This is a genomic window from Cellulomonas wangsupingiae (assembly GCF_024508275.1).
Classification (GTDB): domain Bacteria; phylum Actinomycetota; class Actinomycetes; order Actinomycetales; family Cellulomonadaceae; genus Cellulomonas; species Cellulomonas wangsupingiae.
This window is the reverse complement of sequence record NZ_CP101989.1, coordinates 2921263-2933361: the sequence shown is the minus strand read 5'-3', so window position 1 is coordinate 2933361 and position 12099 is coordinate 2921263. Positions and strand designations below refer to the sequence as shown.

Below are 12099 nucleotides of genomic sequence, written 5' to 3'. Positions count from 1 at the left end.
CGGCCCGCCCGGCGTCACCCGCGGCCGGTGACGTCGCGGTGGCGGCGGGCGAGCCACTCGAGGAGGCCCGGGTGCGTCGGCGCGGCGCCCCGGGCGTCGGGGGAGCGGGCGGCGGCCGCCGTCACGTCGCCCAGGGTGACCGTCCCGGCCACCCAGCGGGCCGTCGCCTCGTAGGCGGCGTTGCGCACGGGCGCCGCCGACAGCACGACGTCGTGCAGCGCTCCCTCGATCCGCACGATCGTCACGTGCCGCCCCAGGTCGGCGGCCCGGCGGGCGACGCCGTCGACGTCGAGCGCGACGTCCGCCCGGGTCATCCGCGCGGGGTCCCAGCGGGGGAGCAGCGCGCTGCGGGTGGACAGCAGGACCAGCACCGGAACGAGCAGGTCGAGGCCGCGGGCGAGGCGGTCCTGCCCCGCGAAGATCGCGCCCAGCCAGCCGGAGGTCACGCGGAAGCCGCGCTCGGGACGCCACGCCATGTCGTAGTGCCACTCACCGCCGTACGCGTCGGACACCACGCGCGTGTAGAAGCCCGGGTCGACGACCGGCAGCTGCCGCGCCGGGTTCAGTCGCGCGCCCACCTGCACGACCGGCTCGAGCAGGACCCGGCCGACCTCACGCGTCTGGAGCTCCAGCCACGGGCTGTTGAGGACGAGGGCCGCCGCCTCGCCCGGGTTCCGCTGCGCCCACAGGCTCAGGGTCAGGCCGCCGGTCGAGTGCCCCATGAGCACCAGACGCCGCGGCGCTCCGTCCGGCACGTCCTCCGCCATGGCGGCACGGGCGGCGGCGACGTCCTCGTCGTACGTGGCGAGGTCGGTGACGAAGCCGGGGATCTGCCCGGGACGCAGGCTGCGCCCGTAGCGGCGCAGGTCGAGCGCGAAGAACCGGGCGCCCTGCGCCGTCCAGAAGTCCGCGAGCTCGGTCTGGAAGAAGTAGTCCGACCACCCGTGCACGTACAGGACGTCGAGCCCCAGGTCGGGGGCATCGGGTCCCCGCACGCGCCGCACGAGGGTCGCGACCACCGGCCCCTCGGGGTCGTCCGGCAGCGGCAGCGTCCGCTGCTCGTACCCCTCGCCGAGGACGTCCGGCTCCCACCCGGCCGGGTACACCACCGCGTCCTCGCGAGAGGTCATCTCCTCACGGTACGGGCAGGGAGACCGACCGCTCGGTGAGCGCCGCGGCGGACGGCGCCTGCCGGGCCCGGTGGCGTCCCACCGGCAGCACCAGCGGCGTGCCGCTGACGGGGTCCGGCACGACGCGCGCGGTCATGCCGAACACGTCCTGCACCATCTGCTCGGTGACGACCTGCGCCGGGTCGCCCTGCGCGTACAGGCGGCCGTCGGTCAGCGCCACCAGGCTGTCGGCGTACCGGGCGGCCAGGTTGAGGTCGTGCAGCACCATGACGATGGTCGTGCCGCGCTCGCGGTTGAGGTCCACCAGCAGGTCGAGGACGTCGACCTGGTGGGCGACGTCGAGGAACGTCGTCGGCTCGTCGAGCAGGAGGACGTCGGTCTGCTGCGCGAGGGCCATCGCGATCCAGACGCGCTGGCGCTGCCCGCCGGACAGCTCGTCGACGGGGCGGTCCGCGAGGTCGAGGATGTCGGTGGCCACGAGCGCCTGCTCGACGACGGCGTCGTCGTCCGCGGTCCACCGACGGAACCAGCCCTGGTGCGGGTACCGCCCGCGCCCCACGAGGTCGGCCACGGCGATGCCCTCCGGGCACACCGGCGACTGCGGGAGCAGGCCCAGCACGGTCGCCACCTGGCGCGACGGGATCGTGTCGATCGGCACGCCGTCGAGGAGCACGCGACCCGTGCGCGCCGGCAGCAGACGGGCCATGGCGCGCAGCAGCGTCGACTTGCCGCAGCCGTTGGCGCCCACGATCGCCGTGACGGCGCCCGGCACGACCTCCAGCGTCATGTCGTGCACGACGACGCGGTCGTCGTACCCGACGGTGACGGCCTCGACCGCGAGCGTGTGGGGAGCGGGGGAGTCCGTCACAGGGAGCCTCCGGAACGGTTGGTCCTGGCGAGCAGCCAGAGCAGGTAGGGCGCCCCGAGGACGCCGGTGACGACGCCGACCGGGAAGCGGTGACCCAGCAGGTGCTGCCCGACGAGGTCGCCCACCAGCACGAGCAGCACGCCGACGAGCCCCGCGGGCACGACCAGGGAGCCGGCGCCGCGCAGCAGCCGGTGCGCGATGGGCCCGGACAGGAAGGCGACGAACGCGATCGGTCCGGACGCCGCCGTCGCCACCGCGATCACGGCGACCGCGACGAGCAGCAGGTAGAGGCGCGACCGGTCGGGCGCGACGCCGAGCCCGGCGGCCGCGTCGTCGCCGAGCTGCAGCGCGGGCAGCCGGCGGGCCAGCGCCAGGAGCAGGGGCACCAGGACGGCGAGCGCGGCCGCGAGCGGGCCGACGCCCGCCCAGAAGGCGGAGTTCAGCGATCCCGTGAGCCACCGCAGCGCCTCGCCCGCGTCGTACACGCCCGCCCGCGTCATCGCGTAGGCGATGACGGAGTCGAGCATGGCGCCCACGGCGATGCCGATCAGGACGAGCCGCGCCCCCTGGACGCCGTTGCGCCAGGACAGCGCGTAGATCACCGCCGCGACGCCGAGCCCTGCGACCACGGCGACGAGCGAGAGCGACGCGCCGGACAACCCGAACATCGTGATGGCGACGACCGCGGCGGCGCTCGAGCCCGCGCTCACGCCGATGATGTCGGGGCTGGCCAGGGGGTTGCGCAGCATCGTCTGGAACACGACGCCGCCCATCCCGAACGCGAGGCCCACGAGCATCCCCGTCAGGACCCGCGGCGCCCGCAGCACGCCGACGTTGAAGGACGCCCCCGGCACCTCCTCGCCGAGCAGCACGCGCAGCACCTGCACCGGCGTGTAGGTCCGCTCCCCGACGCACAGCGCCACGACGGCGACCGCGAGCACCGCGAGCAGCAGCACGAGCACCACGGCGCGGGCGCGCCGCGTGCGGGCGCGCCGGCCGCGGGCCACGACGACGCCGGTGGCCGGGGCGTCCGGCAGGACGGCGGTCACAGCTCGCTCACCTTGCGTCGTCGGATGATCGCGATGAACACCGGCGCACCGAGGACTGCGGTGACGATCCCGACCTCGAGCTCCTGGGGGCGGGCCACGACGCGGCCGACGACGTCGGCCGCCAGCAGGAGCGCGGCCCCGAGCGCCGCGGAGCACGGCAGCAGCCAGCGGTGGCTGGGCCCGGTGAACGTGCGGGCGAGGTGCGGCATGACGAGGCCGACGAAGCCGATGGGGCCAGCCGCGGCGACGGCCGTGCCGCACAGCAGGACGGCGGCGCCCCCACCGACGGCCCGCACGACGCCGACACGCTGCCCGAGCCCGACGGCGACGTCGTCGCCGAGCGCGATGGCGTCCATGCCGCGCGCGCAGCCGACCGCCAGCGCGGCGCCCGCGACGAGGAACGGCAGGACCTGGCCGATCTCCGTGAACGAGGCGCGGCCGAGGGACCCGACCTGCCAGAACCGGAACGTGTCGAGCACGTCGGTGCGGGACAGCAGGACCATGGAGACGCCGGACCCGAGCGCCGCGGTGGTGGCGGCACCTGCGAGGGCGAGCTTCAGGGGCGTCGCGCCCTCACGGCCGAGCGACCCGATCGCGTAGACCAGCAGGGAGGCCAGGCCGGCGCCCGCGAACGCGAACCACACGTACTGCGTGAGGGTCGACAGGCCGAGCAGCATGATGCCGAGGACGACGGCGAGCGACGCCCCGGAGCTGATGCCGAGCAGGGCGGGGTCCGCGAGCGGGTTGCGCGTCAGCCCCTGCAGGACCGCACCGCCCATGCCGAGCGCCGCCCCCACGAGCAGGCCGAGGACCGTGCGCGGGACCCGCGACTGCACGGCGGCCTGGGCGATGTCCGAGGTGTCGGGGTGCAGCACGCCGGCGACGACGTCGGACCACCCGACGACCCGCGCGCCGAACGCGAGCGACGCGACCACGGCCAGCAGCACCGCCACGACGCACGCGGCGAGCCCGAGGGCGCGCCGACGGCGCAGGGACGCCGGCCCCACCCGCGAGGGTGCGGCCGGCGTCCCCGGTGCGGCGGTCAGGGTCATCCGACGCGCTCGGCGGCACCCTGGAAGATGTCGAGGTACGCGTCGAGGGCCCACGGCACCGACAGGATGGTCGGGCCCGACGTGGCCGAGGCCAGCGGCACGCCGTCGGGGATCACGGCCACCGACCCGCGGGCGACGGCCGGGATCTTGCTGAGCAGCGGGTCGGCCTGCAGCCGGGCGAGCGTGGTGTCGTCGCCGTAGGTCGCCAGGACGTCCACGTCCGACAGCGCGTCGGCCTGCTCGGCGGCGAGGTCGACGAAGAACTGGTCGGTGTCACCCGCGAGCTCGAGGACGGACGGCGCGTTGGTCATGCCGAGGTCCGCGAGGAGCTGCACGCGCGCGTCGAGCGGCGTGTAGACGCCGATGGTGCTGGGGTCGGCGGGGTCCAGCCACGTGAACGCGACGGTCTTGCCCTCGACGTCAGGGCGCTCGGCGAGCGCGTCGTCGATCTGGGCGAGGACGTCGTTCACGAGCGCCTGCGCGTCGGCCTTGCGGCCGAGCGCCTCGCCGTTGACCAGCGCCATGTCCTTCCAGTTCGTGCCCCACGCGAACTGCGGGTACGAGACGGTGGGCGCGATCTGCGACAGCGTCGTCCAGTCGTCCTCCGTGAGGCCGGAGTACGCCGCGAGGACGACGTCGGGGGACGTGTTGTTGACGGCCTCGTACGGGATGCCGTCGGTCTCGTCGAAGAGCACGGGCAGGTCGTCACCGGTCGCGTCGAGCGCCTCGAGGCCCTCGTACGTCCAGGGGTGCACGCCGTCCCCGTCGTCGTCGCCGTAGGTCGCCCCCGCGAACCCGACGGGGACGATGCCGAGCGCGATCGGCACGTCGTGGTTGCCCCAGTTGACGGTGGCGACGGCCGTGGGCTCCGACTCGATCGTCGTCTCGCCGAAGGTGTTCGTCAGGGTCACGGGGAAGACGTCGTCCGAGGCGCCGGACGTGGCCGCGGCGTCCGCGGGGTCGTCCGTGCCGCCCGAGGCGCAGGCGGCGAGGAGGAGCGACGCGGCGGTCGCGGCGACCAGCGGTCGCAAGGCGCGGCGGGAGAGCGCAGTGCGCATGGTGGTCCTTCAGGGAGGTCGCAGTCGTCACGACGGCGCGCGGGCGCCCGTCCGACGGGCCCGCGGGAGGCGGGCTCTGTAGGTGAGGCTTACCTTAGCCCATCGACCCCGGGGCGAGGAAAGGTGACCTGCGCGACACGGGCGCGTGCGCGCAGCGACCCGCGGGCGCAGGATGGGCCCCGGGGGCGATGTGGACATGACGGACGCGACGACGCGTGGGCCGGGTGCGACGAGCAGCGCACGCACGGTCGTCACGGTCACGCCCAACCCCAGCCTGGACCGTGCGCTCGAGCTCGACCGTCTCGAGGTCGGTGAGGTGAACCGGGCGCACGGGGTGCACGTGCACCCGGGCGGCAAGGGCATCAACGTCGCGCGGGCGCTGGTCCGGCACGGGGAGGCGGCGCTCGCGGTCGTCCCGGTCGGGGGCGCCGACGGGACGCGGCTCGTCACGCTGCTCGCGGAGCACGGGGTGCCCGCCGTGCCGGTGCCGGTCAGCGGTGACACCCGCACCAACATCACGCTCGTCGAGGCCGACGGCGTGACCACCAAGGTCAACGCGCCCGGCCCGCGGCTGTCCGACGCCGAGGTCGACGCCCTGCTCGCGGCGGTGGAGGACCAGCTCGCCACCGCGCCGCGCGCGGTCGTCGCCGCGGGGTCGCTCCCGGCGGGCGCCGGCGACGTCTTCTTCGTCCGCCTCGCGGGCCTGGCCGGGCGCTACGGCGTCCCCGTGGTGCTCGACACGTCCGGGACGCCGCTCGCGCGCGCCGTGCGGGCCGGCGGGCTGTGCCTCATCAAGCCGAACGCCGAGGAGCTCGCCGAGCTCGTCGGAGGTGACCTCGTCACCGTCGGCGACGTCGTCGCGGCCGCGCGGGAGGTCATCGCGCTCGGCACGTCGGCCGTCCTCGTCAGCCTCGGCGCGCACGGTGCGCTGCTGGTGCTGGACGACGCCACCTGGTGGGCCGGCGGCCCCCCGCTCGTGCCGCTGTCCACCGTCGGGGCCGGCGACTCGACGGTCGCCGGCTTCCTCGCCGGCACCGGCACGGGTGCCGAGCGGCTCCGCAACGGTGTGGCGTGGGGGCGCGCCGCGGTGCTGCTGCCCGGCACCGAGGTCCCCTCACCCGCCCAGCTCGACCTCGACGCGGTCCGCGTCGTCGAGGGCCCCGACCCCGGCCTCGCACTCAAGGAGCTGTGACATGGGCACGACCACCCCGCTCATCACCGCCGACCTCGTCGCCGTCGACCTGGTGGCCGCCGACCGCACCGAGGTGACGCGTCGCCTCATCGACCTGCTCGTCGCAGCCGGACGCGTGTCGGACGGCGACGGCTTCGCGGCCGACGTCGCGGCGCGCGAGGCGCAGATGGCCACCGGCATGCCCGGCGGCATCGGCCTGCCCCACGCCCGCTCCGAGCACGTCGTCGCCCCGAGCCTCGCCGTCGGCAAGCTGGCGCAGGGCGTCGACTGGGGGGCGCCCGACGGCCCGGCCCGGCTCGTGTTCCTCATCGCCGCACCCGCCTCGGGCGACGCCGACCACCTGCAGATCCTGGCCGCCCTCGCCCGGCGGCTGGTGCACGAGGAGTTCCGCACCTCGCTCCTCGAGGCGCCGGACGCCGCGACCGTCGCGCAGATCGTCACCCGAGAGGTGGTCCCGTCATGAAGCTCGTCGCCGTCTCCTCGTGCCCCACGGGGATCGCCCACACGTACATGGCCGCCGAGGCGCTGGAGCAGGCGGGCAAGGCCGCCGGCCACGAGGTGCACGTCGAGACGCAGGGCGCTGCCGGTTCCACCCCGCTCGACCCCGCCGTCATCGCCGCCGCGGACGGCGTCATCTACGCCGCCGACCTGGAGGTGAAGGACAAGCAGCGCTTCGCCGGCAAGCCCTTCGTCGACGTCGGCGTGAAGAAGGCCGTGCACGACGCGCCCGGCGTCATCGCCGCCGCGGTCGCCGCGGTCCAGGCGGGCGCCACGGCCGACCCCCGCCCCGAGGAGGCGCGCACCGGGCCGGCCCACGCCGCCGACCGCCCTGCCGCCACGCCCGCACCGGCGCCCGCGGGCGACCGCGGCGCCGGGGCGGGGACGAAGGTGCGCCAGTGGCTGATGACGGGCGTGTCCTACATGATCCCGTTCGTCGCCGCCGGCGGGATCCTCATCGCGCTGTCCTACATGCTCGCGCAGGTGGCGTGGGGCGGTGCCGAGGGTGCGATCGAGGTGACGAACGTCGACGCCGCCGAGGTCGTGGGCGCGTTCGACCCCGCCTCGCTGCAGGACTGGTCGGTCATCCTGCTGAAGACCGGGCAGCTCGCGTTCGGGTTCCTCGTGCCCGTGCTGTCCGGCTTCATCGCCTACGCGATCGCCGACCGGCCGGGGCTCGTGCCGGGGTTCCTCGGTGGTGCCGCCGCGGTGTTCGTCGGTGCCGGGTTCCTGGGTGGTCTGGTGACCGGCTTCATCGCCGGCGGCCTGGCCCTGTGGATCAGCCGCTGGAACGTCCCCCGGGGCGTACGCGGGATCATGCCCGTCGTCGTCATCCCCCTGCTGTCGTCAGCGATCGTCGGCGTCGTCATGCTCGTCCTGCTGGGACGCCCCATCGCCGCCGCGATGGAAGGGCTGTCGAGCTGGCTGGAGGGCCTGTCGGGGTCCAGTGCCGTCCTGCTCGGCCTCCTCCTCGGCGCGATGATGGGCTTCGACCTCGGCGGGCCCGTCAACAAGGTCGCGTACACGTTCGCGGTCACGGGGCTGGCCACCGAAGGGCTCACGGCCGACGCGACGCAGTACCGGATCATGGCCGCCGTCATGGGCGCCGGGATGGTCGCACCGCTGGCCCTGGCGCTCGCCACGACCGTGCGCAAGCGGCTGTTCACGCACGTCGAGCAGGAGAACGGGAAGGCGGCGTGGCTGCTCGGGGCGTCGTTCATCTCGGAGGGGGCGATCCCGTTCGCGGCGGCCGACCCGTGGCGCGTCATCGTGTCGTCGGTCGTCGGGTCCGCCGCGACCGGCGCCCTCGTCATGGGCTTCGGCTCGACGCTCGTCGCTCCGCACGGCGGCTTGTGGGTGCTGCCCCTCATCGGCAACCCGCTGGGCTTCCTGGCGGCGGTCGTCGTCGGCACGGTCGTCACCGCGGTGATCGTCGTCCTCCTCAAGACCCTGGCCCACGATCCCGTCGTCGCCGCCGAGCGTGCCGCCGAGGAGGAGCGCGACCCCGCGCTCGTCGCCCGGTCCGCCTGATCCCTCCCCGTCGAAGGAGACCACCATGGCCGAGCGCACCGTCGCCGTCGCCTCGCGCGTGGGGCTGCACGCCCGCCCCGCGATGCTGTTCACCCAGGCCGTCGCCGCGAGCGGGGTCCCCGTGACCATCGCGAAGGCCGGCGGCGCGCCCGTCGACGCGTCCAGCATCCTGTTCGTCATGTCGCTCGGCGTGCCGCACGGCGAGGAGGTGACGCTCGCCGCCGACGGACCCGACGCCGACCGCGTGCTCGACGAGCTCGTCGCGCTGCTCGCGACGGACCTCGACGCGCCGGACGCGCCGGGCACCGCGGCCGCGTCATGACCGCCCCCACGGTCGACGAAGCCGCCGGCGGCGTGCTGCAGGGCGTGGGCGTGGGGCGACGTGCCGTCGTCGGCCCCGTCGCGCAGGTGCGCGCCGCACCGGCCGTCCCCGCGGACGCGCCGCTCGTGGTCGACGGCGAGGTGGCCGGGCCCGGGCGTGTCCACGACGCCGTCGAGCGGGCGTTCGCCGAGGTCGCGGCCGGGCTGCGCGAGCAGGCCGCGGCCGCGTCGGGCACGGTGGCCGACGTGCTGGCCGCCACGGCGCAGATGGCGGACGACGCCGCGCTGCGCAGCCAGGTGCTGACCCGCGTCGACGCCGGCGAGCCCCCGGTGGGCGCCATCGACGGCGTCGTGGAGATGTTCGCCACGATGTTCGAGCAGGCCGGCGGCTACCTGGCCGAGCGGGTCACGGACCTGCGCTCGGTCCGCGACCGCGTCGTCGCCCGCACGCTGGGGCTGCCGGACCCGGGCGTGCCGCGTCTCGATCGCGCGTCGGTCGTCGTCGCCCGCGACCTCGCCCCGGCGGACACCGCCGCGCTCGACCTGGACAAGGTGCTGGCCATCGTCACCGAGCTGGGCGGGCCGACGGGTCACACGGCGATCATCGCCGGTCAGCTCGGGCTGCCGTGCGTCGTGCGCGTCGCCGGCGCCGCGGACCTGCCCGACGGCACGGTGGTCGCCGTCGACGCCGCCGCCGGCACCGTGCAGCCCGACCCGGACGACGCGGTGCGCGACGCCTTCGAGCGGCGGCGGGTCGCGCAGGCCGCGCTCGCGGCCGACACCGCGCCCGGTGCCACGGCGGACGGGCAGGCGGTCGCGCTGCTCGCCAACATCGGCACCCCGGCGGACGCCGAGCGCGTCGGCGCCGTCGCCGAGGGCATCGGGCTCTTCCGCACCGAGGTGCTGTTCCTCGAGCGGCAGGCGGCGCCGACGGTCGAGGAGCAGGCCGAGGCCTACGCGGCCGTCCTGCGCGCGGCGGACGGGCGCAAGGTCGTCGTCCGCACGCTCGACGCGGGCGCCGACAAGCCGCTGGCCTTCGCGACCCAGCCGGACGAGGAGAACCCGGCGCTCGGGGTGCGCGGCTACCGCCTGGTGCGCTCGCACCCCGAGCTGCTCGACACCCAGCTCGCGGCACTCGCCCGGGCGCAGGACGCCACCGGCGCCACGCCCTGGGTGATGGCCCCGATGATCGCGACGCCCGAGGAGGCGCGCGACTTCGCGGCGCGGGCGCGGGCCGCCGGCGTCGTGACGGCGGGCGTCATGGTGGAGGTGCCCGCCGCGGCGCTGCGGGCCGGGGACATCCTGGCGGAGGTCGACTTCGTGTCGCTCGGGACGAACGACCTCGCCCAGTACGCGATGGCGACGGACCGGCTGCGCGGCGAGCTGGCCGACCTGCTGGACGCCTGGCAGCCGGCGGTGCTCGACCTGGTCGCGGCGACCGCACGGGCCGGGGCCGCGACCGGCAAGCCCGTGGGGGTGTGCGGCGAGTCGGCGGCGGACCCGGTGATGGCGCTCGTGCTCGTCGGTCTCGGCGTCACGAGCCTGTCGATGGCTCCCGGTGCGCTGCCCGCGGCCCGGTACGCCGTCCGGCGGCACACCTCGGCGCGCTGCGGGCAGATCGCGGCCGCCGCGCTCGACGCGCGCACGGCCCGCGAGGCGCGTGCCGCGGCCACGGCCCTCGTGGACCCCGAGGTGCGCACGACCCTCGCCCTGTGACGGGGACGGTGTCGCACGAGGGCTGACCGGCGCGGCGGCGTACGCTGACGCGATGGCGCCCGAGCATGCCGACCTGCACGACCCGGAGACCGACCCGCTCGCCACGTACGTGCTCGAGCCCGACGACGTGCGTCCTCTCCTCGCGCGCGTCGTCGCGAGCCCGGGGCACGCCACGGCGTCGGCCGTGGCACCGTTCACGGGCAGCCCCGTCGCGGCCGTCCCGCTCACCGCGCCCGGTGACCTGCCCGACGCGGCCCGCCGCGCCCGCGCGGCGCAGCGGCTGTGGGCGGCCCGGCCGGTGGCCGAGCGCGCTGCCGTGCTGCTGCGGGTGCACGACCTGCTGCTCGAGCGGCAGTCCGACGTGCTCGACCTGCTGCAGGTGGAGACCGGCAAGGCCCGCGCGCACGCGTGGGAGGAGCTCGGTGACGTCGCCAACGCGGCGCGCTACTACGGGCTGCGCGCCCGCCGCATGCTCGCGCCGCGCAGCGTGCGCGGGCTGTTCGGGCCCTTCACGTCGGCCCGCGTGCTGCGGCACCCCGTCGGGGTGGTCGGGATCGTCACGCCGTGGAACTACCCGCTGTCCCTCGGCCTGGGGGACCCCCTGCCCGCGCTCGTGGCCGGCAACGCGGTGCTGCTGCGTGCCGACCCCCAGACGGCGCTCACGCTGCTGTGGGGTGCCGAGCTGCTCGAGGACGCCGGCCTGCCGCCCGACCTGCTGCAGGTGCTCGTCGGCGGCCCCGACGTCGGCATGGCGCTGCTCGAGCACGTCGACCACGCCGGCTTCACCGGGTCGACCGCCTCCGGGCGGGTGTTCGCCGGGCGTGCGGGTGAGCTCGGCGTGCCGGTGACCCTGGAGCTCGGCGGCAAGAACGCGATGTACGTCGCCGACGACGTCGACGTGGAGGCGGCCGCGGAGGGCGCCGTGCGGGCCTGCTTCGGGTCCGCCGGGCAGCTGTGCGCCAGCATCGAGCGGATCTACGTCCACGAGGACGTGCGCGACGCGTTCGTCGCGGCCCTCGTGCGCCGGACGGCCGCGCTGCGGCTCGGGGCGGGGCTCGACTACCGCGCCGACATGGGGTCGCTCGTCGGCCCGGCGCAGCTCGCGCGCGTCGTCGAGCACGTCGAGGACGCCCTGGGGCACGGCGCGACGCTCCTGACGGGCGGTGAGCAGCGGCCCGACCTCGGGCCGTACTTCTTCGAGCCGACGCTGCTGGCGGACGTGCCTCCCACGGCCCGGGCCCACCGCGAGGAGACCTTCGGGCCCGTCGTGTCGGTCTACCCGGTCGCGTCCGACGACGAGGCCGTGGCCGCGATGAACGACTCCGAGCTCGGGCTCGTCGCGGCCGTGTGGACGCGCTCGACGGCGCGGGGCACGGCGCTCGCGGCGCGCACGCGGGCCGGTGCGGTGGTCGTCAACGACACCCACCACCTGCTGTGGGGAAGCGTCGGGGTGCCGATCGGCGGGGTGGGTGCGTCGGGGTTCGGCCGCCGCCACGGCCGCGAGGGCTTGTGGGAGACGACGTGGACCCAGGGTGTCGTCGCCCAGCGTGGCGTCCACAGCGGCCGCGGGTTCGGCATGCGCGAGCTCCACGAGCTCGGTCCCGACGTGTGGCCCCGGGTCCTCACGCGCCTGCTGCGGGCGGAGCGGACGCTCCGCCTGCCCTGAGGCCGTCCGCGTCGGGACC

The 12099-nt window shown here is 75.9% G+C and carries 11 protein-coding genes; 6 read left to right on the top strand and 5 right to left on the bottom strand.

The features are described 5' to 3' along the window. Positions 1–14: 14 nt before the first annotated feature. Genes NP075_RS13480 through NP075_RS13460 form a run of 5 tightly spaced genes read right to left on the bottom strand, consistent with a single transcriptional unit; the run spans position 15 to position 5157 of the window. Complete coding sequence (locus NP075_RS13480) at positions 15–1130, bottom strand: alpha/beta hydrolase (RefSeq protein WP_227565693.1); 1116 nt, start codon at positions 1128–1130, stop codon at positions 15–17. Positions 1131–1134: 4 nt separating this feature from the next. Further along, positions 1135–1998 (bottom strand): ABC transporter ATP-binding protein, encoded by an 864-nt coding sequence (locus tag NP075_RS13475; RefSeq protein ID WP_227565692.1) that lies wholly within the window; start codon positions 1996–1998, stop codon positions 1135–1137. After that, on the bottom strand, positions 1995–3047 hold the full coding sequence (locus tag NP075_RS13470) for a FecCD family ABC transporter permease (protein ID WP_227565691.1): 1053 nt from the start codon (positions 3045–3047) through the stop codon (positions 1995–1997). Before NP075_RS13470 ends, NP075_RS13475 begins: the two co-directional genes overlap by 4 nt. After that, on the bottom strand, positions 3044–4099 hold the full coding sequence (locus NP075_RS13465; protein WP_227565690.1) for a FecCD family ABC transporter permease: 1056 nt from the start codon (positions 4097–4099) through the stop codon (positions 3044–3046). The genes NP075_RS13470 and NP075_RS13465 overlap by 4 nt, the downstream gene beginning before the upstream one ends. Beyond that, complete coding sequence (locus NP075_RS13460; protein ID WP_227565689.1) at positions 4096–5157, bottom strand: ABC transporter substrate-binding protein; 1062 nt, start codon at positions 5155–5157, stop codon at positions 4096–4098. The genes NP075_RS13465 and NP075_RS13460 overlap by 4 nt, the downstream gene beginning before the upstream one ends. 196 nt (positions 5158–5353) lie before the next feature. On the opposite strand from NP075_RS13460, the gene pfkB reads away from it, so the two are divergent. Genes pfkB through NP075_RS13430 form a run of 6 tightly spaced genes read left to right on the top strand, consistent with a single transcriptional unit; the run spans position 5354 to position 12080 of the window. Beyond that, positions 5354–6349 (top strand): 1-phosphofructokinase, encoded by a 996-nt coding sequence (gene pfkB / locus NP075_RS13455; RefSeq protein ID WP_227565688.1) that lies wholly within the window; start codon positions 5354–5356, stop codon positions 6347–6349. A 1-nt stretch (position 6350) separates the two neighbouring features. Further along, positions 6351–6812: a PTS sugar transporter subunit IIA gene (locus tag NP075_RS13450; RefSeq protein WP_227565687.1), complete on the top strand. Its 462-nt coding sequence runs from the start codon at positions 6351–6353 to the stop codon at positions 6810–6812. After that, on the top strand, positions 6809–8377 hold the full coding sequence (locus NP075_RS13445) for a PTS fructose transporter subunit IIC (protein ID WP_227565686.1): 1569 nt from the start codon (positions 6809–6811) through the stop codon (positions 8375–8377). Before NP075_RS13450 ends, NP075_RS13445 begins: the two co-directional genes overlap by 4 nt. A 25-nt stretch (positions 8378–8402) precedes the next feature. Beyond that, on the top strand, positions 8403–8699 hold the full coding sequence (locus NP075_RS13440; protein ID WP_227565685.1) for an HPr family phosphocarrier protein: 297 nt from the start codon (positions 8403–8405) through the stop codon (positions 8697–8699). Further along, positions 8696–10414, top strand: coding sequence for a phosphoenolpyruvate--protein phosphotransferase (ptsP, locus tag NP075_RS13435; RefSeq protein WP_227565684.1), 1719 nt, complete (start codon positions 8696–8698; stop codon positions 10412–10414). The genes NP075_RS13440 and ptsP overlap by 4 nt, the downstream gene beginning before the upstream one ends. A gap of 52 nt (positions 10415–10466) precedes the next feature. Beyond that, positions 10467–12080: a succinic semialdehyde dehydrogenase gene (locus NP075_RS13430; RefSeq protein ID WP_227565683.1), complete on the top strand. Its 1614-nt coding sequence runs from the start codon at positions 10467–10469 to the stop codon at positions 12078–12080. Positions 12081–12099: the final 19 nt, after the last annotated feature.